We start from the raw sequence: 19,536 nt of genomic DNA, 5'->3' as shown, positions 1-19,536 counted from the left end.
CTGAGGCGGTCGGCGCGCTGTCCGGCAAGGACTCCCCCACCCCGGTCACCGTCCCGGCCGTCCTCGCCGGGCGGCGCACCGGAGGCGCTGCCCGGCTGCCCGCCCCCGCGCGGGGCACCGGCGCCCACCGGGCCGCCTCAGGCCGCTGCGGCACCGTACCCGGGCTCGCCGTACTCCCCGGCGTGCTCCCTCGTGCCCCACGGCGGGCGCGGCGTCCCCGGTCCGGTGGTCCTCCGGCCGGACCACGCCGAGCCGGGTCCGGCGAGGCCGCCGGGCCACCGCCCACCGGCGCCGGGCGGCACCGCGGGCGTAACCGCGCACCCTTCGGGCACCGGAAGACCGACCTCCGTCGGCCGTTTCCCTCCCGGCGAGCCGGGGACTCCCTCCTTATGGTGCAAATCGGATACACGATGATGACGGAGCAGGCCGGCCCCCGGGACCTGGTGAACCACGCGGTGGGAGCCGAGGAGGCGGGTTTCGACTTCTCGGTGATCTCCGACCACTACTTCCCGTGGCTGCGCGCGCAGGGGCACGCCTCGTACGCGTGGAGTGTGCTGGGCGCCGCCGCCCAGGCCACCTCGCGGATCCCGCTGATGACCTACGTCACCTGCCCCATCCTGCGCTACCACCCGGCGATCGTGGCGCAGAAGGCGGCCACCGTGCAGCTGCTGTCGGAGGGCAGGTTCCGGCTCGGGCTCGGCGCCGGCGAGAACCTGAACGAGCACGTCGTGGGCGGCGGCTGGCCCCCGGTCGACGTCCGTCACGAGATGCTGGAAGAGGCCGTGGAGATCATCCGGGCGCTGTTCGAGGGCGGCCATGTCACCCACCACGGGCAGCACTACGACGTGGAGTCGGCCCGGCTGTGGGACCTGCCGGAGCAGGCACCGCCGATCGGCATCGCCGTCTCCGGCGAGCAGTCGTGCAAGCTCGCCGGACACCTCGCCGACCTGGTGATCGCGACCGAGCCGAAAGCGGGCCTGCTGGAGTCCTTCGACCGGCACGGCGGCAGCGGCAAGCCCCGGGTGGGACAGCTGCCGGTCTGCTACGACCCCGACCGGGCCACGGCCGTCAAGCGCGCCCACTCCCAGTTCCGCTGGTTCGGCCTGGGCTGGAAGGTGAACGCCGAACTGCCGCACCCCGACTCCTTCGAGGCCGCGACCCAGTTCGTGACGGAGGACGACGTCGCCGCCTCCATCCCGTGCGGGGACGACCCCGACGCCTTCGTGGAGGCCGTACGGCCCTACGCCGAGGCCGGGTTCGGGGAGGTGGCCCTGGTGCAGATCGGCGGGGACGCGCAGCGGGAGTTCCTGAGCTGGTCGGAGAAGACCCTGCTGCCGGCGCTGAGGGAGGCGTTCGGCTGAGCCCGGCCGCGGCGGCCCGCGCGAATCAGCCCCACGGGTGAGCATCCCCGGCGCTGTGGGGGTACTAGAGGTCCCTACGCCGATTGTTGCCGGAGGCCCCCGCGTGAACTCGCATCTGCACAAGACCCTGGTGGTGCAGCTCCTCGCGCCCGGCACCGGACGCTGTCCGGTCCTGGCCCACCTGGGTTACGACGCCGACGACCCGTTCGCCGTGACCGCCGTCTTCGCCCACGACGGTCATGTGCTGGCCAGCTGGCGGCTGGACCGCGAGATGCTCTCCGCCGCCCTGGCCGGGCCGGTCGGCATCGGTGACGTACGGATGCGGCCGGAGGCCACCGGTCCGTGGCACGAGCTGCGCATGGAGTTCCTCGGCGACACCCGGCCGGACGGCACCCGGCACCGGGCGGTGGTGTTCGCCTGGGCGCCCGCGGTGACGGCGTTCCTGCGGGAGACCTACCAGGTGGTGCCACAGGGTCAGGAGCACGTCGCGGTGGACGAGTTGCTGGCGGAGATCCTCTCGGCGGGCTGAGTAGCCGTACTCATGCCGGTGCCCGGGGGCCGGCGCCACGATGGGGCCCTACGACGCCCCGAGGCAAGGAGCCCCGCCGTGACCGCAGCACACCCCGCCCCGCTCCCGGCGCCGCGCCGTGTGCCGCCCGCCCTCTTCGCCGGCGTGGTCGCCGTGGGGCTGGCCGTGTCGGCGGTCGGGGCCCGGGACCGCACCACCTGGTTCCTGGAGACCGTGTGGGCGCTGGCCGGCCTGCCCCTGGCGGTGCTGGCGTGGCGGCGCTTCCCGCTGACGGGGCTGCTGTGCGGGCTGCTGGCCGCGCACGCGCTGGTCCTCGCGGTCGGCGGGCACTACACGTACGCGCAGGTCCCGGTGGGCGACTGGGTGCGCGACGGCCTCGGCCTGGAGCGCAATCCGTACGACCGTTTCGGGCATCTGATGCAGGGCTTCGTCCCGGCCGTGCTGGTCCGTGAACTGCTCAGCCGCACCTCGCCGTTGCGCGGCAGCCGCTGGCTGGCGCCGCTCACCGTCTGCGCCTGCCTGGCCTTCAGCGCCTGCTTCGAGCTGCTGGAGTGGCTGGCGGCCGAGATCGGCGGACACGGCGCCGACGCGTTCCTCGCCGCCCAGGGCGACGTGTGGGACACCCAGTGGGACATGTTCTGCGCGCTGATCGGCGCCGTGCTCTCCCTGCTGCTGCTCAGCCGGGTGCACGACCGTCAGCTCCGCGCCCTGGCGGACGATGCGGCCCCGTCCCGCGGCCTCCGGTAGGGATCAGTCCTTCGGCCCGGACGTGTACCTGTGGCGGGCCCACAGCGGCAGGACGTACCAGCCCACGACGTACCAGGTGACGACCGCCGCCACCAGGTAGGGCACATAGCTGTCGTGCGTGGCGACGCGGAGGATCAGCAGCAGGGACGAGGCCATCGTGGCCAGCAGCAGGGCCAGGCCGACCAGCGTCATCCGGGCGGCCAGCCGGACCGCCTGCGGCTTGACCCGGCGGCCGGAGACCAGGCGGTGCAGGGAGACCGGGCCGATCAGGGCGCCCGTGGCGCAGGCGCCCATGACGACGGTCACGATGTAGATCACCTGGTCGGCGGTGGGCAGCCGGCCGTACTTCGGCTGGAAGACGACGGTCAGCAGGAAGCCGAACAGGATCTGTACCCCTGTCTGGGCCACCCGGACCTCCTGGATGAGCTCGACCCACATCCGGTCGGCCCGCTCCTCCTCGGTCTCGTCACGTCCTGTGCGCCGCCCTGCCTCCGTCATGCGGTGCGTGTAACCGCCCGGCCGTTCGTTCAAACGGTCGAGCGTTCCGCGCCGTCCGGCGCGCCTACCAGCGGTGCTCGACCTGATCCTTGATCCGACGGTCGTACAGCTCGCGGATCGCGGTGAAGGTCTCCTCGGGCAGCGGCGGCAGCTTGACGGCGGTGGCGTTGGCCCGGGCCTGCCCGGGGTTGCGCGCACCGGGGATGACGGTGGTCACGCCGTCCTGCTCGACGATCCAGCGCAGCGCGAGCTGGGCCGGGGTGTACCCCTCGGGGGCGAGCGCGGCGAACTCGGCGGCGGCCTCGATGCCGGTGGCGTAGTCGACGCCGGAGAAGGTCTCGCCCTGGTCGAAGGCCTCGCCGTGCCGGTTGAAGGTGCGGTGGTCGTCGGCCGCGAACACGGTGTCCTTCGTGTACTTGCCGGAGAGCAGCCCGGAGGCGAGCGGCACGCGCGCGATGATGCCGACGCCGGCCTCCCGGGCGGCGGGCAGCACCTCGTGCAGGGGCTTCATGCGGAACGGGTTGAGGATGATCTGCACGCTCGCCACGTTGGGCCGGGCGATCGCGGCGAGCGCCTGTGCGCAGGTCTCCACGCTCACGCCGTACGCGGCGACGCGCTCCTCCTCGACCAGGGTGTCCAGGGCGTCGAAGACCTCGTCCGAGGAGTAGACCGCGCTGGGCGGGCAGTGCAGCTGCACCAGGTCGACGCGGTCGACGCCGAGGTTGCGGCGCGAGCGGTCGTTCCACTCGCGAAAGTTGTCCAGTACGTAGTTCTCCGGGATCTGTTCGACCCGGCGGCCCATCTTGGTGGCCACCAGGACGTGCAGGTCGGGACGGCCGCGCAGGAAGGAGGCGATGGTGTCCTCGCTGCGCCCGTCGCCGTACACGTCGGCCGTGTCGAAGAAGGTGACCCCGGCCTCGGCCGCCGTCTCCAGCACGGCCAGCGCCTCCTTGGCGTCCACCTCGCCCCAGTCGGCACCGAGCTGCCACGTGCCGAGCCCGACGACCGATGCCCACTGACCCGACCTGCCGAATACGCGTTCGTCCATGGCGCCAGTCTGTCATCCGGCGCCGGACCCCGCCGCGCCGCCCCGGGCCGTTGCGGTCCGGGGGCGCGGCTCAGTCGGACAGCCGGGACCGCGGCAGCCGCTTGTCCGGTCTGCCCGCCGCCGTCAGCGGGATGGCCGGCACCGGGCGCAGCGCGTCCGGCGCGTAGGGGCGTCCCTCGCGGGTGGTGACGGAGTCCCGGATCCCGTCGAGCGTGGGCCGCTGCCCGGCGGCCGGCACCACGGCGGCGTGCGTGTGTTCCACGGACTCGCCGTCCCGGCTGCCGAAGACCGCGCACTGGGCGACGGCGGGGTGGCCCGGCAGCAGTTCCTCCGGTTTCCGCCGGGAAGGCGGTGCCGTGCGCGTCGAGCCGTATCCGGCGGCCCCGGCGCTCGAGCGGCGTGCCGAGTCCGGCCTCCGGCCGGATGACGGTGCGGCTCACCGACGGCTGGGCGACCCGGAGTTCCGCCGCGGCCCGGCTGATGTGCTGGTCTCGCGGTCCGCGGGGCGGCGGCGACGGCCGGCGGGGGCGTCTCAGGACGTGCCGGGGCCGCGGGGGGTCAGCTGCGCCTGGACGGCGGGACCGTAGCGGTCGGCGACGGCGTCGGCGTCGGCTTCGCGCACGTGCGGGCCGCGGGCGATGCCGTACATCACGCCGAGACCGACGACGGCGGCGACGGCGAGTTCGGCGCGCAGGCCCGCGTCCGGACCGGTGAGCCGGGCGGCGAGGCGTTCGGTGACCTGGGCGCGGAAGTTGGCGCGCAGCACGTCGCCGTGGTCGCCGTGCAGCGGGGCAAAGGCGATGCGCAGCAGCGGATCGGCGCCCCGCTCGCGCTGGCTGGCCAGGACGTGCCGGACCATGTGCCGGCCGAGGCCGTCCAGCGGAGCGTCCAGCAGGTCGTCGGCGTCGGTGTCGAAGGACATCACCCGGGCGAACAGGGCCTCCTTGTTCCCGAAGTACTTCAGGATCAGCGGCGGGCTGACACCGGCGCGCTCGGCGACGGCCTTCAGGGTGATGTCGGCGTGCGCGTGCCGGGCCAGCAGGAAGCGGGCGGCCTTCAGGATGGCGGTCTTGGTGGCTTCGGCGTCCCGGCGTGCGGGGGCGGGCGCCTGACCGGGTGGCGTGGTCATGGTCCTCATGCTCCCTCCAGCGCCTCGTCGCGGGCGCCGCGGGTGGCGCCCCGGGCGCGCCGGGTGGGGCGGGAGGAGTCGTCGCCGGGGATGGTCAGGGCCGCCGCGCAGGCGGCGAGGGCGATGACGCCCGCCATGGCGAAGGCCAGCTGGTAGCCGTGCAGGGTGGGCACGGGGACACCGCCGAGGGGGCTGCTGTGGTGGACGAGGACGGCGGCGACGGCCGCGCTGGAGACGGCCTGGCCGATGGTGCGCATGAGGACGTTGACGCCGTTGGCGGACGCGGTCTGGGCAGCCGGTACGGCGCGCAGGACCAGGGTCGGCAGCGCGGAGTAGGCGAGGGTGGTGCCGGTGGCGACCACGGTGGCGCCCAGGATGATCATCCACAGGTCGCGGCTGTCGGCGATGCGCAGCGCGTACCCGCAGGCGATGACGGCGGCGCCCAGCGCGAGCGTGATCCGCGGGCCGCGCGAGGCGGAGATGCGGGCCGACAGCGGGGAGAACAGCAGCATGGTGACGCCGCCGGGCAGCAGGCAGAGGCCGGTGGCGACGATGGACAGGCCGAGGCCGTACCCGGTGGCCTTCGGCGCCTGTACCAGTTGGGCGGTGACCAGGGAGTTGGCGTAGAAGGCGAAGCCGGTGAGCAGCGCCGCCACATGGGACAGGCCCACCCGCGGCCGGGTGACCAGCCGGAGGTCGACCAGCGGTCGCGGGGTGCGCAGTTGCTGCCACCACCACAGGGCGAGGACGGTGCCGGCGGCGGCGAACAGCCCGAGGACCCGTGCGCTGCCCCAGCCCCAGACGCCGCCCTGGGAGACGCCGAGGAGCAGGCAGACCAGTGCGGCGGCGAGGCCGAGCGCGCCGAGGACGTCGAACCGTCCGGACTCGCGCACCGGCGACTCCTTCACCGCCCACCAGGTCGCCGCGGTGCCCAGGGCGCCGAGGGCGCTGGTGAGCCAGAACATGGTGTGCCAGTCGGCGTACTGGACGACCAGCGCGGCGAGCGGCAGACCGAGTGCGGCACCGATGCCGACGGTGGAACTCATCAGCGCCACCGCCGAGCCCCGGCGCTCGGGCGGGAGTTCGTCGCGCAGGATGCTGATGGAGAGCGGGACGACGGAGGCGGCGGCGCCCTGGAGCGCGCGGGCGGTGATGAGCACGCCGATGTCCGAGGAGAGCGCGCACATGACCGAGCCGACGGTCATCAGGGCGAGCGCGGCGATGAGCACCCGGCGCTTGCCGTACATGTCGCCGGCCCGGCCGAGCACGGGGGTGAGGACCGCGCCGGAGAGCAGGGTGGCGGTGACGGTCCAGGAGACGGCGGCGGCCGAGGCGCCGGTGAGCCGGGGCAGGTCGGGCAGCAGGGGGACGACGACGGTCTGCATGACCGCCATGAGGATGCCGCCCGAGGCCAGCACCGGGATGGTGAGCCGGTCACGCGGTCCCGGCGGGGATATGGGGGCCGGCTGGTCCATCGGCGCTCCTGCGGGCGGCTCGGGTACGAGGTGAATAGTAATTCACCTTATCGGGTGAATGGCTGTTCACCAACGCCGGTGACCCGTACGGGTGCCGGTTCAGGCCAGGTTCTGCTCCAGGGCGGCGAGGTAGTGGTGCATGAAGTGGTCGCGGATGCCGTCGGAGGCGGGCGCGAAGGGGTCCGCGGTCAGGCCCCTGGCCCGGTCGCCCAGTGCCGACAGGACCGGCATGGACTCGTGCAGCCTGCCCCTCGAGTCGAAGTAGCGCAGTGCCCGGACGTGGGTGTAGGCGGGCTCCGGCGGGAGCTGCGGGACGATGTCGTTGTTGTTGACGAAGCGGTACATCCGGCCGCCGAAGCCCTTGTGGAACGCCTCCGCGAGCAGCCGGTCGCAGGTGCGGGGCTGGCCGTAGGTGTACACGCCGTCCGCGGCCAGGTACGGCTCCTCCAGATAGAGGCGGGCGCCGGCCAGCATGGCGAGCGCCCCGCCGAGGCTGTGCCCCGTGAGGTAGACGGCCTGGCCGTCAGTGCGCAGTTCGGCGAGCGTGTCCTGGACGGCCGGGTAGACGGACTCCAGTGCCTCGGCGAAGCCGCGGTGGACGTAGCCGTTGCCGCCGGGGCCGGGCCGGGGCGGGGTGGTGGCGTCGGACAGCCAGTCCTTGATCTGGGCGGGTTCGGTGCCGCGGAACGCGGTGACGATCACGCGGTCGCTCGCCAGGGTGTAGGCCTGGGTGTCCTGGAGCGGGAAGGGCGGGGTGAAGCGGGTCCGGTGGTGCCGGACCTCCTCGAAGCCCCACTGGGCGGCCTGTTCGCCGATGGCGGCCTCGTCCTTGTAGGCCAGTTCGGCCGCGCGGGCCAGCCAGTAGGCGCGCTCGAGGCTGTAGCCGGTGGAGGTGTGGTCGAACTCGACGGGTACGGCCATGGCGGACTCCTTCGGTGCGGAGCTGGTGGGGGGTGTGCGGCCGGGCCGGGTCAGCGCCGGCCGTCGGTGGCGCGGGCATCCGTGGCGTCGGTGTCCATGGCGCGGACGCCCATGGTGTGGGCGTCCATGGCGCCGGCACCCATGGCGGGGGCACCCATGGCGGGGGCACCCATGGTGCGGGCGTGCAGGGCGGGGGCACCCATGGTGCGGGCGTGCAGGGCGCGGGCGGCGCGCGGGCCGAGCCAGCGCTTGAGCCTGCGCAGCGGCTCCAGCTGTCCGGCCGCCTTGTCCAGGCCGTAGTACAGCTGCGGCGGTACGTACGGCAGCAGCGGTGAGTGGCGCTGGCCGAGCAGGGCGAACATCCGGTGCGGGGGCAGGTGGATGTAGCGGGGCAGGTCCTCGTACCACCGGGCGCTGTAGCGGGCGGCGCTCTGCGCGGACAGCAGCTCGCCGCGGCGCCGGTGCTCGTAGGCGGCGAGGGCGCCGGGCAGGGTGCGGTGGTCGCGCAGGGCGTCGGCGAGGCACATGGCGTCCTCCAGGGCGAGCGTGGTGCCGGCGCCGATGGAGTAGTGGGTGGTGTGGGCGGCGTCGCCGAGCAGGACCAGGTTGCCGTGGTGCCAGCTGCGGTTGGTGAGGGTGCGGAAGCGCTGCCAGGAGGCGCCGGGACGGGCGATGAGGGGGTGGCCGTCGAGGACGCCGGCGAAGAGTTCCTCCAGGGGGGCGAGGGCGTCGTGCGCGTCCGTCCGGTCCAGGCCGAGCCCGGTGAAGGTCTCCTGGGCACACTCGACCACGACGGTGCTGCGCTCGCCGCTGTACCCGTAGCCGTAGGCCCAGATCCAGCCATGGCCGGTCTCGGTGAAGGCGAAGGTGAAGGCGTCGAAGACCTTGGTGGTGCCGAGCCAGACGTAGTGGTTGCGGCCCGGGGTGGTCAGGGTGCCGAAGTGGTCGGCGTGGCGGGCGCGCAGGGCGCTGTGCGCGCCGTCGGCCGCGACGACGAGGTCCGCGCCGGCGGGCGGCTCCGTCAGCGTGCTCCCGTACTCCAGGCGGACACCGAGGGCGCGGGCCCGGCCGGCGAGCAGGGCGAGCAGCCGATGCCGGCCGATCCCGAAGCCCTCGTCGCCGCGGTGCCGGGTGGTCGCTCCGCCCACATGCGCGACGCCCTCGTACCAGCGCACGGAGTGGGCCTCGACCTCCCGGGCCGTCTCCGGGTCGTGCTCCCGGAGCCGGTCGAGGAGGCCGCGCCAGTAGGTCACGCCCCAGCCGTAGGTGGAGCCCTCCGGGTCGCGTTCGTGGACGGTGACGTCGTGGGCGGGGTCCTGCCGCTTGAGCAGGACGGCGAGGCAGAGGCCCGCGGGCCCGCCCCCGACACAGACGACCTTCACCCGCACACCCCTGACAGTCACCCGACGTGGTCGATCGGCATCGGAGGGTAGCAGGGGTGGCGGTCCGTCAGACCGCGTCGGCCGGGCGCGGTGAGCCGGGCCACCCGGACGGACCGCGACCGGACGGGACGAGGCGACGCCTGACTCAGGCGTCGGTGGTACGGCACTCCGGGTGGCCCCAGCCCTGCGCGTTCTTGGCGATCTTCTCGCCGGCCGCGTAGGACCGGCCGCACGGGCAGCGGCCGGGGAACTTCGCCTTGATGGTGCGGGAGGAAGCGCCGCCGCCGGTGCGGCGGGGCGCCTTCCGGCGCGGCGCCCCGGCCGCCGCCGGGGTGTCGGGGGACGGCGGGGGCTCCGGTGAGCCGAGTCGGCTGCCGGCCGCTTCCTGGACGGAGGCCGCCTGGCTGGCCGCGCGGTCGGCGAAGTCGTTCAGCGGGTCGCCGTCGACCTGGTGGGCGGGCACGTAGCGGAACTCGACGGACCGGCCGCCGAGGAGTTCGTCGATGCGGACCACCAGGTCCTGGTTGGCGACGGGCTTGCCGGCCGAGGTCTTCCAGCCGTTGCGCTTCCAGCCGGGCAGCCAGGTGGTGACGGCCTTCATCGCGTACTGGGAGTCCATCCGGATCTCCAGCGGCACCTCCGGGTCGACGGCCGTGAGCAGCCGTTCCAGGGCCGTCAGCTCGGCGACGTTGTTGGTGGCCCGGCCGAGCGGGCCCGCCTCCCAGCGGGCCGGGGTCCGCTCGTCGTCGTCCGAGACCACCCATGCCCATCCGGCCGGCCCGGGGTTTCCCTTCGAAGCCCCGTCGCACGCGGCCACCACACGTTCACCCATGCGCCCGATCATGCCATGGTCGTGGAGAGGGCCGTTCCGGCACCGCTCAGACGTCCGTGACCTGCGGCATCTCGCCCTCGGTGGTCGTGATGTCGATCACCGAGAGATTCGCGCCCTGCGGGTCGGCGAGTGCCGCGAACCGGCCGAAGGGGCTGCTCATCGGCCCGAAGCGGAGGATCCCGCCGAGCTTGACGGCCCGGTCCACGGCCGCGTCGCAGTCCTCGACGGTGAAGTAGACGTTGATGTACGAGGGCACCTCGGGAGGGAAGTCGTCGGTCATCCGCATCCGGCCGAGGACGGTGTCCTCACCGATGCCGAACATACGGAAGTCCACCGCCTCGTCCGCGATCTCCTTCATCCGGTACGGGAAGACGGCGCAGAAGAAGGGGTCCGCCTGTTCCGGCTCCCTGGTGAAGACCTCGGCCCAGCAGTAGACGCCGGGCGTGGCCGTCGCCTCGAAGCCCTCGTGGGTGCCCGCCTGCCACACGCCGAAGACGGCGCCGCTGGGCTCCCGGGCCAGGCACATCGTGCCGAAGTCGCCGACCCGCATCGGCTCCAGCAGCACCTCGCCGCCGTTGTCGCGGATCTTCTCCGCGGTGGCCGCGGCGTCCGGCGAGGCGAGGTAGAGGCACCACTGCGACTGGCCCTCCTGGCCGGGCATGGGCGGGACGACCGCCGCGACCGCCTTGCCGTCCGCGTAGGCCTGTGTGTAGTTGCCGTACTCCGACGACGACTCGCCGAAGGTCCAGCCGAGGACGTCGCCGTAGAACCGCTTGGCTCCGTCGACGTCGCTGAACATCGCATCGGCCCAACAGGGCGTTCCTTCGGGTTGCACGGCCATGCTGGCGACCCTCCTGAGGTGGTGTGCCCCGTTTTTCACGCTAGTCATCCGGCCTGCGGACCGCGCGCCGGGCCGGACGGCGATCCGGACGGGCGCGCGGTCCGGACGGGCGGCGGTGCGGTCGGGCAGCGGATCCGTTCGTGGGCCGGCACCCGCCGTCTGCCCCCCCCGTAGCCGCCCGCCGCCGCCCGCCGCCGTCCGCCGCCGTCCGGGACACCTCACGGGAACCGCCGCACCGCTACTCCCCCGCGTACGCCTTCTCCAGCGCCGTGGCGTCCAGCTTCCCCATGGCCATCATGGCCCGGGTGGCGCGCGCGGCCCGCTCCGGGTCGGGGTCGGCGATCATGTCGAGCAGCGGCGCGTAGACGACCTGCCAGGAGACGCCGAACCGGTCCTTGAGCCAGCCGCACGGGCCGCCCTCGCCGCCGTTCTCGGTGAGCCCGGCCCAGTAGTGGTCGATCTCCTGCTGGTCGGCGCAGAGGATCTGGAAGGAGACCGCCTCGTTGAAGGTGAACTCGGGGCCGCCGTTGAGCGCGACGAACCGCTGGCCGTTGGCGGTGAACTCGACGGTGAGCACCGAGCCCGCCGGGCCGGGCCCGGACTCGGGCCACCGGACGGTCCGCCCGATGCTCGCGTCCTTGAAGACGGAGACATAGTGGTGCGCGGCCTCCTCCGCACGGCCGTCGAACCAGAGGCAGGTGATGAGTCCGTCGGTGGTCATGGGCGCCTCCCGGGGCGTGGAGCGGGGTGTGGGGCACGGTCATGGGGGTGGACCGTGCCCCGCCGCGAAACTCATCGCTTCGGCCGCCGGTTCTTCCGGACGGTGGGCAGGGGGCCGGGCGCCCGAGGCAGCGGGGGCGGTGCCCGCGGTACGAGCGGGGTACGGCGACCGGTTCAGGCGGCGGCCAGACTGAGCCCTCGGTACGACCGGTGCGGGACGGCGGTGGCCCGGCGCCGCTCGGCCGCGCGCCGGGCCAGTTCGCCGTGCGCCCGCGAGAGCAGGTCCCCGAGGCCCAGGCCGAGCGCGTGCGCCGCGGCGGCCAGCACCTCGGAGGACGCCTCCTTGCGTCCGCGCTCGATCTCCGAGAGGTAGGGCAACGAGATCCTGGCGGTCTCGGCCACGTCCTTGAGCGTGCGCCCCTGTGCCCGCCGCTCGCGGCGCAGCACCTCGCCGATCAGGTCCCGCCACAGCGGCTCCCGGGCGCGGGGCCCCGGGGCGGGCGCGTCCGGGCGGGCGGACGCCGGGCGCAGGGGGATCACTCGGGCTTGGTCACTCACCGGGTCGGTCATTTCCCACAGCCTAGGAGCGGGGCGCCGTGAGGCAAGGACACGCAAGGGCACGGCGTTGCGCCCTGAGGGTAATCCGGCCCCGGGGGGCCGTCTGCGGCCGGCCGGGCGCGGCGCGCCGGACGCATGCGCCGCGTCACCGGGGGTACTCGCGCGGTGAACGGCTCGGCGGGAGGCATGACCCGGACTCGGGTGGGTACCCGCAGGGCACGGCGCCTGCACGGGCGCCGCCTGGGCACACGTCGAACCGTGACTTTCGTGGGAGAGGTAATGAGAACCGCCGCCGGGATCCGGTCGCAAGCAGAGGTCGTCGAGCAGACCGAGCAGGGCAGGACGGGCGCGGGGTCTCTGCCGGGTATCGCGGACCCGGCGTCCGTGGCCCCGCGGGACGCACGGGCCCTGTCGCGTCAGTTCTTCCGCCGGCTGGCCGAGCTGGAGGAGGGCACGCACGAGTACCAGTACGCGCGCAACACCCTCATCGAGATGAACATGTCGCTGGTGCGGTTCGCGGCCGGACGGTTCCGGGGCCGCGGCGACGACATGGAGGACGTCGTCCAGACCGGCATGATCGGACTGATCAAGGCCATCGACCGGTTCGAGCTCTCCCGCGAGGTGGAGTTCACGTCGTTCGCCCTGCCGTACATCGTGGGTGAGATCAAGCGGTTCTTCCGGGACACCACCTGGGCCGTGCACGTGCCGCGCCGCCTCCAGGAACTGCGGGTCGAGCTGGCCAAGGCGCGCGAGGAACTGTCCAGCAGGCTGGACCGGGACCCGACGGTGGCCGAACTGGCCACACTGATGAACATCTCCGAGGGCGAGGTGGTCGAGGCGCAGCTCGCCTCCAACGGCTACAACTCCGCCTCCCTGGACGCCGCGCTGACCGGTGACGGCCCGGAGGACGGCGAGTCGGTGCTCGCCGACTTCCTCGGTGTGGAGGAGGAGGGGCTGCGGCTCGTCGAGGACCTCCACGCGCTCGCCCCGCTGATGGCCGAGCTGAGCGACCGGGACCGGCAGATCATCCACCTGCGCTTCGTGGAGGAGGCCACCCAGGCGGAGATCGGGGAGCGGCTGGGGTGCTCCCAGATGCACGTCTCCCGGCTGATCAAGCGGATCATCACCCGGTTGCGCCAGGGGATGCTCGGCGAACTGGGCTGCGCCTGACGGCGGACACCGCACCGGCTCGCCGCCGAGGCGCCCTGGACGGGAGAAAGCCCCGGCGGCCATCAGCGGCCCTCGATGGCGGAGCCGGTGCTCGATAGTCGACTAGACGGCGGATCAGCGGTTCAGCCGGAACACGGCCCGTACCCGTTTGCCCACGGGGACGCGTTCGACCGTGACCTCCGCGGCCAGCGCGTGCACGATCTCCAGTCCGTGGCGTCCGACGCGCTGCGGGTCCTTCGGGAAACGGCGGGGCAGTGCCGTGCTGCTGTCGTACACGGACACCGCGACGGCGGTGGTGGTGCCCTCCAGCTCCAGGATGTAGGGGCCGCTGCTGTGCCGGTCGGCGTTGGTGACGAGTTCGCTCACCATCAGCAGGAGTTCGCCGTCGGCGCGACCGTCGACGGCGGCGCACCACTCGGTCCGCAGCTGCTGGAGGAACCGGGCCGCGAAGGCACGCGCCTCGGCGATGCATCCGGGTTCGCCGGTGTAATGCGCCGCGCGTCGCAGCGGCTCCACGGGTACGTCGAAACCAGTCGGTATCACTGCCCCGCCCAGGTGCTCGATCATGCTGTCTCTCTCGGAAAAGCGCGGTCCGGCCGGTCGCTCTTGCACCAGTCCTCGTACCCCGGGCCCGGCCCGCCAGTCCCCCGATCCGTTCGCCGACCGCGCACAGTGGCCAGGGTCACGGTACCCGGCCCGCGCCGGTGCGCCGTCGCGGGCGGCGGCCGGGGAGGGCGTCGCCCCCGTCCGGCGCTCCCGTCCCGCGCTCCCGTCCGACGGACGCCTCCGTCCGGGGCCCGCGCCCCCGTCCCGTCCCGGGGGCGGCCGGCCTCGGCGGTCAGGCGACGGGTATGACGAGCGCCGGTATGGTCCGCTGCATGCGCAGGGCGTCCACGGACTCCGCGAGCAGTTCGTACTCGGTGGTGTCGTCACCGGTCGCGATCCGCACCAGCCTGCCGGCGGCCAGCTCGTCGGCGACCAGTTCCTGCCGGTCCGGGTCGCCGCACCAGGCGCGCAGCACGGCCGGCACGTCGGGCACGGTGGGCGCGACCGGGACGAGCGAGCTCGACGGGAAGTGGACGGCCTCGGGCTGCGGGTCGAGGCGCTCGGCGATCCAGCTCGCCCGGTCGCGCAGCCACCACAGGGCCAGCGCCAGGGTGGGCGCCCGGTAGGTGCCGAGAGGCACTCCGATGCGCTGTCCGCCGCAGGTGCCGTACGCGGTGACATGGCACAGGAACTCGTCGTGCATGACGCACTCCCCCGTCGCGTCGTTCGCCGGCCGGCCGGCCTCGCCTTCCGTGCGGCTCATGTGCGGGGCGTGATCGGAACCTCGCTGGAAGTGAAGTCCGCACAGTCGAGTATGTTCACTGCTGAACCACTGTCACCATGACTTTCCGGCCAGTCTCTTGGCATGTTCCGCGCAGGTTCTGGCCGGAATCCGGTGGTGTCGCCATGACCCCGGGGGTAATCGACGGCCCGCTCCGCGACGGGCAGGGTGGCCGTACCGGATCACCGCAGCACGGATCCGGCCCCTGACCAGTGACGACCCCCGATGGAGGCCGACCGCCATGACCGCGCACACCGATCGTTACGAGACCGCCGCCGCCCGTTACTTCGCCGCCTGGAACGCGACCGGACCGGAGCGGCTGGCGCAGGCGGTGGCCGCCGCCTGGTCGGAGGAGGGCGGCTACACCGACCCCCTCGCCGACGTCAGCGGGCACGAGGGGATCGCGGCCCTGATCGCCGCCGCGCACGAGCAGTTCCCCGGTTTCGTCTTCCGGCCCCTCGGCTCGGTGGACGGCCACCACGACACGGCACGCTTCTCCTGGGAACTGGTGAGCGAGGCCGACGGATCCGCCCCGGTCGCCGGCTCCGACGTGATCACGTTGGACGCGGACGGCCGCATCCGCTCCGTGCTCGGGTTCCTCGACCGGGTGCCCGCGCAGGCGTGAGGACCGCCCGCCGCCCGGCTGGGCGGCGGGCGGGTCCGGCCCTCCGTCACGTCCGTCCGTCGGAGGACGGTCTGCCCCCGGCGGGCGGGGGCCCGGCTCAGCCCTTGACGATCGCGTCGATCCGCGCCAGTTCGTCGGCGTCGAAGTCCAGGTTACGGACGGCCGCCACGCTGTCCTCGATCTGGCGCGCGCTGCTCGCGCCGACCAGCGCGGACGTCACCCGGCCGCCGCGCAGCACCCAGGCCAGCGCCAGCTGGGCCAGGGTCTGCCCGCGGGACTTGGCGATCTCGTCCAGGGCGCGCAGCCGGGCGACGAGGTCCTCGGTGAGCGCGTCCGAGTTCAGGAACGGGCTGTCGCTCGCGGCCCGCGAGTCCTCGGGGATGCCGTCGAGGTACCGGCCGGTGAGCAGTCCCTGCTCCAGCGGGGAGTAGGCGATGGAACCGGTCTGGAGCTCGTCCAGGGCGTCGAGCAGGCCCTCGTCCTCGGGGCGCCGGTCGAGCATCGAGTAGCGCGGCTGGTGGATGAGGAGCGGCGTGCCGAGGCCGGCGAGGATGCGGGCGGCCTCGCGGGTCTGCTCGGCGGAGTAGTTGGAGACGCCGACGTAGAGCGCCTTGCCCTGCTGCACCGCCGTGTGCAGGGCGCCCATCGTCTCCTCCAGCGGAGTGTCCGGGTCGAAACGGTGCGAGTAGAAGATGTCGACGTGGTCCAGGCCCATCCGCGTCAGGCTCTGGTCGAGGGAGGACAGCAGGTACTTGCGCGAGCCCCACTCGCCGTACGGGCCGGGCCACATCAGGTACCCGGCCTTGGTGGAGATGACCAGTTCGTCGCGGTACCGGGCGAAGTCCGCCTTCAGTGCCTCGCCGAACGCGGACTCGGCGGCGCCGGGCGGCGGGCCGTAGTTGTTGGCCAGGTCGAAGTGGGTCACACCGAGGTCGAAGGCGCGGCGGAGGATGGCCCGCTGCGTCTCGACGGGCCGGTCCGGACCGAAGTTGTGCCACAGGCCGAGCGACAGGGCAGGGAGCTTCAGGCCGCTGCGTCCGGTGCGCCGGTAGGGCATGTCGGCATAGCGGTCGGGGTGTGCGGTGTACAACGCGACTCCATCCGGGGTGGACACGGGATCTTCCGGTTCCACTCTTCCCCGGGCGGCGGACAGCGGTCCAACAGGAGAATCCGATGGAATTCAGCGGATAGGCTTCTCAATCATGGAACTGCGCCATCTCCAGCACTTCGTCGCGGTCGCCGAGGACCAGCATTTCACCCGGGCCGCCGAGCGCCTGCTGGTGTCCCAGTCGGGGCTGTCGGCGTCGATCCGGGCACTGGAGCGGGAGTTGCGGGCGCCGCTGTTCGTGCGGACCACCCGGCGGGTGACCCTGACGGAGGCGGGGCGGGCGCTGCTGGCGGAGGCCGAGCGGATCCTGGCGCAGGTACGGGCGGCGCACGAGGCCGTGGCGGCGGTGCAGGGCGTGCTGCGCGGCACGCTCGCCCTCGGTACCGAGCAGTGCATCGCCGGGGTGCACGTGGCCCGGCTGCTGGCGGCCTTCCGGGGCCGGCACCCGGACGTGGAGATCCGGCTGCGGCAGGCCGGCTCGGGCGCGCTGGCGGAGGAGGTGTCGGCCGGACGGCTCGACCTGGCGTTCGCCTACCGCACCCAGGCCGACACCGACCAGCTCCGCTCGGTGGCGCTGACCAGCGAGCCGATGACCGTGCTGTGCCATCCCAGCCACCCTCTCGCCTCGGCCCCGGCGGTGCTCGGCCCGGCCGACCTGGCCGGTGAGGTGTTCGTCGACTTCCACCCCGACTGGGGTCCGCGCCGCACCACCGACGCCGCGTTCACCGCGGCCGGGGTCCGGCGCACGGTCGCGCTGGAGGTCAACGACGTCCACAGTCTGCTGGAACTGGTCGACGAGAACCTGGGCATCGCGGTCGTGCCCCGGCACTTCCGGCACAAGCGGCCCTCGCTCACGGCGCTGCCGCTGAAGGGCGCGGGCGAGGCGGCGTACGAGACGGCGGCCCTGCTGCCGCCGGAGCGGGCCACGAGCCCGGCCGCCCGGGCGCTCGTCGCGCTCCTGGAGACCGGGAGCCGGGTTCCGGGCGCGTGAGCGGCGGCGGTTTGCGATGGTGGACGGTATGCATGCGAAGGACATCCTCATCGACGGCCACAGCCGCGTCCGGGAAGAGGTCCACGCCGCCCTGGACGGTCTGGGCCCGGACGAACTGCACCACCGCCCGTCCCCCGGCGCCAATTCCATCGCCTGGCTGGTCTGGCACCTCACCCGGGTGCAGGACGACCACGTCGCCGACGCCTTCGGCCTCGACCAGGTGTGGCTCGCCCAGGGCTGGCAGAAGCGCTTCGGCCTGGATCTGCCCCGGCACGACACCGGCTACGGGCACAGCCCCGCCAAGGTCGCCAAGGTGCGCGTCGAGTCGGCCGACCAGCTGACCGGGTACTACGACGCCGTCCACGAGCGGACCCTGGGCGCGCTGCGCACCCTCGCCGCCAAGGACCTGGAGCGCGTCGTGGACGAGCGCTGGGACCCCCCGGTGACGCTGGGGGTGCGCCTGGTGAGCGTCCTGTCCGACGATCTCCAGCACGTCGGACAGGCCGCCTACCTCAGGGGGCTGGTTCAGAGCGCGGCCGCGTAGCCCGGCAGGACGACGTCCTCGATGAGGGCGTTGCGCTCGTCGAACGGGATGAAGGCGCTCTTGAGGGCGTTCACCGTGACCGTGCGCAGGTCCTCGACCGTCCAGCCCGCCTGCTCCACCAGCAGGGACATCTCCCGGGTCATCGTCGTACCGGAGACCAGACGGTTGTCCGTGTTGAGGGTGACCCGGAAGCCCAGGTCCTTCAGCGCGGTGATCGGGTGTTCGGCGATCGAGGTGGCCGCTCCGGTCTGGAGGTTGGAGGTCGGGCACATCTCCAGGGCGACGCGGCGGTCGCGCACCCAGGAGGCGAGGCGGCCGAGCTTGCCGTCCACGATGTCCTCGGTGATGCGCACCCCGTGGCCGATGCGCTGGGCGCCGCAGACCTGGATCGCCTGGTGGATGCTGGGCAGGCCGTACGCCTCGCCCGCGTGGATGGTGAAGGGCACGCTCTCGCGGCGCAGGTGCTCGAAGGCGGCGAGGTGGTCGGCGGGCGGGAAGCCGTCCTCGGCGCCGGCGATGTCGAAGCCGACGACACCGGCGTCGCGGTAGGCGACGGCCAGGTCGGCGGCCTCGCGCACCCGGTCGAACATGCGCATGCCGCACAGCAGGGTGCCGACCCGGACCGGGGTGCCGGCCGCCGCCGCCTTGGCCATGCCGGCGGCGAGGCCTTCCTGGACCGTCTCCACGACCTCGCGCATCGCCAGGCCGCCGCTGGTGTTCAGCTCGGGGGCGTAGCGGACCTCGGCGTAGACGACGCCGTCGGCGGCCAGGTCGAGGACGTACTCCTCGGCGGCGCGCAGCAGGCCCGCACGGGTCTGCATCACGGCGAGGGTGTGCTCGAAGGTGGCGATGTAGCGGACCAGGTCGCCGGAGTTCGCGGCCTCGTAGTACCAGGCGGCCAGCTCGTCGGGGTCGGTGGTCGGCAGGGTGTGGCCGACCTCGGCGGCGAGTTCCACGACGGTGGCGGGGCGCAGGCCGCCGTCGAGGTGGTCGTGCAGGACGGCCTTGGGGAGCCGGCGGAGGGTGTCGATGTCGATGCTGGACGCGGTCATGGGCGTGTCGTTTCCTCGGCGGATGGTGCGGTGGGTTTCAGCGGCCGGCGGGCTGGAGCAGGTCCCAGCGGTTGCCGTAGAGGTCCTGGAAGACGGCGACGGTGCCGTACGGCTCGTGGCGCGGCTCCTCCAGGAAGGTCACGCCGGCGGCGGTCATCCGGGCGTGGTCGCGGGCGAAGTCGTCGGTGTGCAGGAAGAAGCCGACGCGCCCGCCGGTCTGGTCGCCGGCCCGGGCGCGCTGCTCCTCGTCCTTGGCGCGGGCCAGGAGCAGGCCGGTGCCGTGGCCGTCCCCACCGGGCTCGACGACGACCCAGCGCGAGCCGTCGGGGCGCGGGGCGTCCTCGACGAGACGGAACCCGAGAGCCTCGGTGTAGAAGCGGATCGCCTCGTCGTAGTCGTGCACGACGAGGGTGACCAGGGCGACGTAGCGCATGGCGACCTTCCGGTGGGGGTGGTTAGCCGGTGAGGTTATACGTAAAACTAACGGGACGCCAGTCTCCCTTCTACGCGCGTCACCCGGGGCCCGCCTTCGTGTCCGGGAGGGCATGGCGGGAGGCGCGGCGGGAGGTGTGCCGGCCCGGGGCTGTGAGGCGGGCGCCGGTCCGCCCCGAAGGGAGGGAGGCGGGGCGGGCCTCCGGGGCGGGCCCCGTCGGCGGTGTCGTGGTGCCGTCGTGAGAC

Annotated in this window: 23 protein-coding genes and 1 pseudogene; 7 read left to right on the top strand and 17 right to left on the bottom strand. The window is 73.4% G+C overall.

Annotated features, from left to right (window positions below; genetic code table 11):
• Nucleotides 1–389: 389 nt before the first annotated feature.
• The 3 genes from IF37_RS0113685 (at nt 390) to IF37_RS0113675 (ending at nt 2,637) form a co-directional block, all read left to right on the top strand.
• Entirely contained in the window at nt 390–1,361 is a 972-nt protein-coding gene (locus IF37_RS0113685) for an LLM class F420-dependent oxidoreductase (RefSeq protein ID WP_030741372.1), read from the top strand.
• 103 nt (nt 1,362–1,464) lie between these two features.
• The gene (locus IF37_RS0113680; RefSeq protein ID WP_030741370.1) at nt 1,465–1,890 is read left to right on the top strand and encodes an SsgA family sporulation/cell division regulator; all 426 of its coding nucleotides are present in this window, start codon (nt 1,465–1,467) and stop codon (nt 1,888–1,890) included.
• Between the two features lie 120 nt (nt 1,891–2,010).
• On the top strand, nt 2,011–2,637 hold the full coding sequence (locus tag IF37_RS0113675) for a DUF2238 domain-containing protein (protein ID WP_030741367.1): 627 nt from the start codon (nt 2,011–2,013) through the stop codon (nt 2,635–2,637).
• Between the two features lie 3 nt (nt 2,638–2,640).
• Here IF37_RS0113675 and IF37_RS0113670 read toward each other — a convergent pair whose 3' ends face one another.
• The 12 genes and pseudogenes from IF37_RS0113670 to IF37_RS0113620 form a co-directional block, all read right to left on the bottom strand.
• Nucleotides 2,641–3,135 carry a DUF6328 family protein gene (locus tag IF37_RS0113670; protein WP_030741365.1) on the bottom strand — a complete coding sequence of 165 codons (495 nt, stop codon included), beginning with the start codon at nt 3,133–3,135 and terminating at the stop codon, nt 2,641–2,643.
• 64 nt (nt 3,136–3,199) lie between these two features.
• Complete coding sequence (locus IF37_RS0113665; protein WP_030741362.1) at nt 3,200–4,183, bottom strand: aldo/keto reductase; 984 nt, start codon at nt 4,181–4,183, stop codon at nt 3,200–3,202.
• A gap of 70 nt (nt 4,184–4,253) precedes the next feature.
• Nucleotides 4,254–4,505, bottom strand: coding sequence for a hypothetical protein (locus IF37_RS0113660; RefSeq protein WP_253915753.1), 252 nt, complete (start codon nt 4,503–4,505; stop codon nt 4,254–4,256).
• A gap of 43 nt (nt 4,506–4,548) precedes the next feature.
• A pseudogene (locus tag IF37_RS46360) lies at nt 4,549–4,665 on the bottom strand (LysR family transcriptional regulator); the annotation flags it as partial.
• A gap of 50 nt (nt 4,666–4,715) precedes the next feature.
• Nucleotides 4,716–5,321, bottom strand: coding sequence for a TetR family transcriptional regulator (locus IF37_RS0113655; RefSeq protein WP_030741356.1), 606 nt, complete (start codon nt 5,319–5,321; stop codon nt 4,716–4,718).
• On the bottom strand, nt 5,318–6,787 hold the full coding sequence (locus tag IF37_RS0113650; protein WP_030741353.1) for an MFS transporter: 1,470 nt from the start codon (nt 6,785–6,787) through the stop codon (nt 5,318–5,320). The genes IF37_RS0113655 and IF37_RS0113650 overlap by 4 nt, the downstream gene beginning before the upstream one ends.
• Before the next feature lie 99 nt (nt 6,788–6,886).
• A complete protein-coding gene (locus IF37_RS0113645) occupies nt 6,887–7,708 on the bottom strand; it encodes a lipase family protein (RefSeq protein WP_030741350.1) in 822 nt (273 codons plus the stop codon).
• Between the two features lie 50 nt (nt 7,709–7,758).
• Nucleotides 7,759–9,096, bottom strand: coding sequence for an FAD-dependent monooxygenase (locus tag IF37_RS0113640; protein ID WP_106981774.1), 1,338 nt, complete (start codon nt 9,094–9,096; stop codon nt 7,759–7,761).
• A gap of 139 nt (nt 9,097–9,235) precedes the next feature.
• Nucleotides 9,236–9,934 (bottom strand): ribonuclease H, encoded by a 699-nt coding sequence (locus tag IF37_RS0113635; protein WP_030741344.1) that lies wholly within the window; start codon nt 9,932–9,934, stop codon nt 9,236–9,238.
• Nucleotides 9,935–9,968: 34 nt separating this feature from the next.
• A complete protein-coding gene (locus IF37_RS0113630) occupies nt 9,969–10,763 on the bottom strand; it encodes a VOC family protein (protein ID WP_037856466.1) in 795 nt (264 codons plus the stop codon).
• Nucleotides 10,764–11,001: 238 nt separating this feature from the next.
• Entirely contained in the window at nt 11,002–11,484 is a 483-nt protein-coding gene (locus IF37_RS0113625; RefSeq protein WP_030741339.1) for a VOC family protein, read from the bottom strand.
• Between the two features lie 173 nt (nt 11,485–11,657).
• Nucleotides 11,658–12,053 (bottom strand): helix-turn-helix domain-containing protein, encoded by a 396-nt coding sequence (locus IF37_RS0113620; protein ID WP_030741337.1) that lies wholly within the window; start codon nt 12,051–12,053, stop codon nt 11,658–11,660.
• A gap of 267 nt (nt 12,054–12,320) precedes the next feature.
• Between IF37_RS0113620 and IF37_RS0113615 the strand changes: the two genes are divergently transcribed.
• Entirely contained in the window at nt 12,321–13,211 is an 891-nt protein-coding gene (locus IF37_RS0113615) for an RNA polymerase sigma factor SigF (RefSeq protein WP_030741335.1), read from the top strand.
• Nucleotides 13,212–13,325: 114 nt separating this feature from the next.
• Here IF37_RS0113615 and IF37_RS0113610 read toward each other — a convergent pair whose 3' ends face one another.
• Together IF37_RS0113610 and IF37_RS0113605 are read right to left on the bottom strand one after the other, a co-directional pair.
• On the bottom strand, nt 13,326–13,778 hold the full coding sequence (locus tag IF37_RS0113610; RefSeq protein WP_030741332.1) for an ATP-binding protein: 453 nt from the start codon (nt 13,776–13,778) through the stop codon (nt 13,326–13,328).
• Nucleotides 13,779–14,049: 271 nt separating this feature from the next.
• The gene (locus IF37_RS0113605) at nt 14,050–14,460 is read right to left on the bottom strand and encodes a hypothetical protein (protein WP_030741329.1); all 411 of its coding nucleotides are present in this window, start codon (nt 14,458–14,460) and stop codon (nt 14,050–14,052) included.
• A gap of 319 nt (nt 14,461–14,779) precedes the next feature.
• On the opposite strand from IF37_RS0113605, the gene IF37_RS0113600 reads away from it, so the two are divergent.
• The gene (locus IF37_RS0113600; RefSeq protein ID WP_030741326.1) at nt 14,780–15,163 is read left to right on the top strand and encodes a nuclear transport factor 2 family protein; all 384 of its coding nucleotides are present in this window, start codon (nt 14,780–14,782) and stop codon (nt 15,161–15,163) included.
• 97 nt (nt 15,164–15,260) lie between these two features.
• Here the strand turns inward: IF37_RS0113600 and mgrA are convergent, their stop codons facing one another.
• Nucleotides 15,261–16,253 carry an L-glyceraldehyde 3-phosphate reductase gene (gene mgrA, locus IF37_RS0113595; protein ID WP_030741324.1) on the bottom strand — a complete coding sequence of 331 codons (993 nt, stop codon included), beginning with the start codon at nt 16,251–16,253 and terminating at the stop codon, nt 15,261–15,263.
• A gap of 112 nt (nt 16,254–16,365) precedes the next feature.
• Here mgrA and IF37_RS0113590 point away from each other — a divergent pair, with 112 nt between their 5' ends.
• Nucleotides 16,366–17,262 (top strand): LysR family transcriptional regulator, encoded by an 897-nt coding sequence (locus IF37_RS0113590; protein ID WP_030741322.1) that lies wholly within the window; start codon nt 16,366–16,368, stop codon nt 17,260–17,262.
• A gap of 28 nt (nt 17,263–17,290) precedes the next feature.
• Nucleotides 17,291–17,806, top strand: a complete 516-nt coding sequence (locus tag IF37_RS0113585; RefSeq protein WP_030741319.1) for a DUF664 domain-containing protein — start codon at nt 17,291–17,293, stop codon at nt 17,804–17,806.
• On the opposite strand, the gene IF37_RS0113580 is transcribed toward IF37_RS0113585, so the two are convergent.
• On the bottom strand, nt 17,788–18,858 hold the full coding sequence (locus IF37_RS0113580; RefSeq protein ID WP_030741317.1) for an adenosine deaminase: 1,071 nt from the start codon (nt 18,856–18,858) through the stop codon (nt 17,788–17,790). The two genes, IF37_RS0113585 and IF37_RS0113580, sit on opposite strands and share 19 nt — an antisense overlap.
• A 37-nt stretch (nt 18,859–18,895) precedes the next feature.
• Nucleotides 18,896–19,291, bottom strand: coding sequence for a VOC family protein (locus IF37_RS0113575; RefSeq protein ID WP_030741314.1), 396 nt, complete (start codon nt 19,289–19,291; stop codon nt 18,896–18,898).
• Nucleotides 19,292–19,536 lie beyond the last annotated feature (245 nt).

The sequence above is a fragment of the Streptomyces sp. NRRL S-31 genome (assembly GCF_000718775.1).
Taxonomy (GTDB): domain Bacteria; phylum Actinomycetota; class Actinomycetes; order Streptomycetales; family Streptomycetaceae; genus Streptomyces.
The sequence above is the reverse complement of the archived record's forward strand: the minus strand, read 5'-3'. Positions and strand labels throughout refer to the sequence as shown.